Genomic DNA, 4,184 nt, shown 5'->3' on the forward strand with positions numbered 1-4,184 from the left:
CGGCAGGTGCTCGGGCCCGGCCATGGCGTCGCGGCCGTCGGTGAGCCACGGCCAGGCGTGCACCAGGCGCAGCGGCACACCGCGGCGCCCTGCCTCGGCGGCGGCCCAGCGGGCGGCGGCGGTGCTGCCGGTCGAGCCGTCGACCCCGGCGAGTACGGGTGGCGTCATGGCAGGAGGTCCTTCCCCTCGGTGGCCGTTGCCGGACGGTGCGCGTGCTGACGTCCCGTCCGCTGCTCCCCCACCCTCTCCGGCCGGGCCGCCCGTGCGGCAGAGGCCGCAGGACCCCCGGAGGCGGGACGAAAGGCCCGCGCGACGAAGCCTACGAACGACCCCCGAGTACGGCGGGGCGACACCCGGGCACTACCGTGAATCCGACAATCCTCCCGGTCAGGGTGCTCCTGACCTGGGGTGCGGCGGGCAACCGGAGGAGAACCCCGGCGGACGGCACCCCCGTGGGCGGCAGCGCGCGAATGCCCCGCCTGCGGCTCGACGAGCTCCTGGAGGAGCTCCATTGACTCCCGATCTCCCTGGCATGAGCGCCGGGGATTTCCTGTCACGCCCGCGCGGCATCGCTGCGCGCGGGACGTGACGGTCGGTTCCTGGTTCCTCCCCATCGCTGGGGGTTGCTCGCGTGCCTCTGATTCCCGACCAGAGGTCTTCCGGCGATCCGCAGGCGTTTACCCAACTCGGTTACCCGGTTGGGGCCGGTACGTCCCCCGGTATGTGGTGCTCTTTCATGGCCGCTCGGATGCGGCGGCCTTCGGTCTTGAGGTTGCGGCCGGAGTTGATGTCGCGGTCATGGGTGATGTTGCAGTTCGAACAGGTCCACTGGCGGACGGACAGGCCGGGCAGGCCGCGCGGTCCGGTGCGGTGTCTGCAGTCGGAACACAGTTGGGTGGAGGGGAAATCCCGGTCCACCTTGATCACAATGCGTCCCGCGCGGGCGGCCTTGTACTCCAGCATGCTGACGAACTGTGCCCATCCGCTGTCGTGGACGGACTTGGCCATGCGGGTCTTGGCCATGGCGCGGATGCCCAGCGTTTCGACGTACACGGCTTGGTTCTCGCCGATGAGCCGGACGCTGAGCTTGTGCTGCCAGTCCCGGCGGGCGTTCGCCACGTGGGCATGCTGCCGGGCGACCTTGATGCGAGCCTTGTTCCGGTTGTTGCTGCCCTTGACCTTGCGGGACAGTGCGCGCTGCGCCTTCTTGAGCTTCTTCTCAGCGCGGCGCAGCCACTTCGGGTGGTCGATCCTGCGTCCGCCGTCGAGGACGGCGAAGTGCTTGAGTCCGAGGTCGATACCGATGTCGGTGTCGAGTTCGGGAAGCACCTCGGCGGCAGGGTCGGTCTCGATCACGAAGCTGGCCCAGTACCGTCCGGCGGGGTCCTTGATCAGGGTGACGCTGGTCGGGTCGGACGGCAGTGTGCGTGTCCATGTGACCTTGAGGTCGCCGATCTTCGGCAGGTACAGCCGACCGTCCGTGATCTTGAACCGGTCGGAGCGGGTGAAGCGGGCCGACTGGCGTCCATGCTTCGACTTGAACGACGGTTCTTCGATCTTCGGGCCCGGTCGCGTCCCGGCCTTGGACTTCTCGTGTTCGGCCCATGCCTTGTCCAGATCGCGCAGCGACTGTTGCAGCACGCCCACCGGGGCGTCGGCCAGCCATGGGCGTGCACCGGAGCGTTTCGCTTCGGTGATCAGGATTTTGGACAGGTCCGGGTTCTTCGGGACGCGGTTCCATGGCCCTTCGGCGAGCCGCTTGCACGGATTCCCGAGGGCCTTGTTCGACTCCTTCACCGGCCTGATCAACGCCAGCCCGGCGTTCCATACAGCCCGCTTGCACCCGAACACGCGGGCAGCGCACTTGCGCTGACTCACTGTCGGGTCAAGCCGGAAGGAATAACGGAGCTGCATACCAACACCATAGGAGAGTTGATTGGTTTACGGCGCCAAATCAGAAAATTCACACAGGCAGGCACTGTGCTTTCATACTCCGCACCCACCTGGATTCGTGACGAAGTATCGGCATCGAGTGTTCACCGAAGCCCATCTCAAGCAGATGGAATGGATCACGCGGGCCGGCCGATCGAGAGCCCGGCGGCGGCCGACCGCGTCGGGCGGGCGGTCGCGGACCTGGAGGAGACTACCAAGATCATCCGATCGATGATCTTCGGCCTGCGGCGCGCCACGCGTGCCGTCACCGAGGCGCAGACGACGCTCGGGTTCCCGCCGCGGCTGAGCATGGAGGGCCTCCTCGACACCGACGTGCCACAGGAGTTGGCCGAACACGTCGTCGCGGTGCTGGGCGAGGCACTGAGCAACACCGCCCGGCACGCCCGGGCGACCAGGGTCGAGGTGACGCTGCGGGCGATCGCCGGGCGGGTCTCGCTGACCGTCGTGGACGACGGCGTGGGACTGCCGGAGGGCGGCCGGCGCAGCGGGCTGCGCAACCTCGCCGAGCGGGCCGAGCGGGTGGGTGGCACCTTCGAGGCGAGCACGGTCGAAGCCGGCCCGGCCGGGAGCGGCGGCACCCGGCTCACGTGGACGGCCCCGCTGGATTCCTGACGTCCCGTCAATTTCAAGCGCCGAACTCGGCCTGCGCTTTCTGCCGCTCCGTCAACTGCCGGACGAACAGGATCGCGAGCACTCCCAGCACCACGACCGTCACCTGGTCGAACGGCGAGTAGCCGCCGGGGTAGTGGCCGACGCGCGAGACGATCGCCGAACCCACCGTCTTGGCCAGCCACGCCGCCCACCACGCGTTCACCACCCACGTGCCGCCCGCCGGGCCGCTCGCCCGCCACGTGTCGAGCGCCACCTTGCGCGGGATCCACCACATCGCGAACGGGATGAACCACCCGCCGATCGCGAAGCCCGCCGAGTGGCGGTGCGCCTCGGGCGCGAACACCCCGGCGTTGACCCGGACCCGGTGGAACCAGCGCACGAAGACCACGGCGGTCGCCACGATCAACGGCAGCAACACCGGCACGAGCGCCGGGAACGCCGACGACCGGCTGCCCCCGGCCAGTCCGACACCGAGCTGCACGACCGTCTCCACGGCCACCAGCACCTGCAGCGTCACCGCGAGGCGCCCCGGATCGACTATCCGTCCGCCGGTCTCCGCTTCCACACCATTTCCCCTGTTCAGGCCCCCGCGGTGCTGATCGTCCGCGGCGGGCTGGAGCAGGATAGGGACGCGGGCCCCGGGTGTCCACCGAATCTCCGTTGCCGGGGCACGCGCACGCCGGGATGATCGCCGGTATGTCCGATTCCACGAGCTCCAGGGGCTCCGAGCTGACGCCCTACCCGAAGATCCCGGCGAAGCGGCCGCTCGCCGTGCCCGGGGTGCGGGAGTGGGTGGCGCTGGAGAAGGTGCACGGCGCGCACTTCGCGGTGGTGTGCGACGGCGACGGCGTGCGGCCGGCGAAGCGGCGCGAGGTGCTCCCGGACGACGCGCTGGACGGGTTCTTCGGAGTGAGCCGGATCTGGCCGCAGCTCGCGGTGGCCGCCGCCCGGTTCGCCTCCGCCGTGCGCGCCGACGAGGGCGCGGACGCGGTGGTGACGGTGTACGGGGAGCTGGCGGGCGGGAGTTACCCGCATCCGGACGTGCCGACCGTGGCCGGGGCCGAGCCCGTGCAGACCGGCGTCTGGTACGCCCCCGACCTGCACTGGCTGCCGTTCGACGCCACCGCCGAGACGGCCGCGGGCCCCTGGTGGCTGGCCGACCGCGCCGTGCGGGAGGCGGCGGACGCGGCGGGGCTCACGTGCGTACCCGCGCTCGGGTACGGCCCGCTGAACGTGCTCCAGGACCTGCCGAGCGCCTTCCCCACGAAACTCCCGGCGCTCCTCGGCCTGCCCTCACTCCCCGACAACCTCGCCGAGGGCTACGTCCTCAAGCCGGCCGGCGAATGGCAGGGCACCGACGCCTCGGGCCCGTACGCGCGCCCGGTGGCGAAGGTGAAGCACAAGGCCTTCGCCGAGGACGAGCGCTACGACGGCTCGCGCCCCTACCTCGCCCCGCCGGAGGGCGCCGCCGGGGTGCCCGCGTGGCTGCTCGTCCAGGCCTCGGCCCTCCTCACCCCCGCCCGCGCGGCCGGCGCGGTGAGCAAGCTCGGGCCGCACACGCCGGCCGACGCCGTCGCGAAGGAGATCCTCAAGGACGTCGCCGAGGAACTCGCCGAGGC

At 70.7% G+C, this 4,184-nt stretch carries 4 protein-coding genes and 1 pseudogene; 2 read left to right on the top strand and 3 right to left on the bottom strand.

Going from position 1 to position 4,184, the window contains the following annotated elements:
- Together AB0O00_RS31105 and AB0O00_RS31110 are read right to left on the bottom strand one after the other, a co-directional pair.
- On the bottom strand, positions 1–168 hold a 168-nt coding region (locus AB0O00_RS31105), incomplete at its 3' end, for a universal stress protein (RefSeq protein ID WP_363657437.1).
- Positions 169–690: 522 nt separating this feature from the next.
- Positions 691–1,914, bottom strand: a complete 1,224-nt coding sequence (locus tag AB0O00_RS31110; RefSeq protein WP_363657432.1) for an RNA-guided endonuclease TnpB family protein — start codon at positions 1,912–1,914, stop codon at positions 691–693.
- 186 nt (positions 1,915–2,100) lie between these two features.
- Here AB0O00_RS31110 and AB0O00_RS31115 point away from each other — a divergent pair.
- Positions 2,101–2,565: pseudogene (locus AB0O00_RS31115) on the top strand (ATP-binding protein); the annotation flags it as partial.
- 13 nt (positions 2,566–2,578) lie between these two features.
- On the opposite strand, the gene AB0O00_RS31120 reads toward AB0O00_RS31115, so the two are convergent.
- Positions 2,579–3,130, bottom strand: a complete 552-nt coding sequence (locus AB0O00_RS31120) for a DUF4328 domain-containing protein (protein ID WP_363657433.1) — start codon at positions 3,128–3,130, stop codon at positions 2,579–2,581.
- Between the two features lie 131 nt (positions 3,131–3,261).
- Here AB0O00_RS31120 and AB0O00_RS31125 point away from each other — a divergent pair.
- On the top strand, positions 3,262–4,184 hold a 923-nt coding region (locus AB0O00_RS31125), incomplete at its 3' end, for an RNA ligase family protein (RefSeq protein ID WP_363657435.1).

Source organism: Kitasatospora sp. NPDC093558 (genome assembly GCF_040683475.1).
GTDB lineage: Bacteria > Actinomycetota > Actinomycetes > Streptomycetales > Streptomycetaceae > Kitasatospora.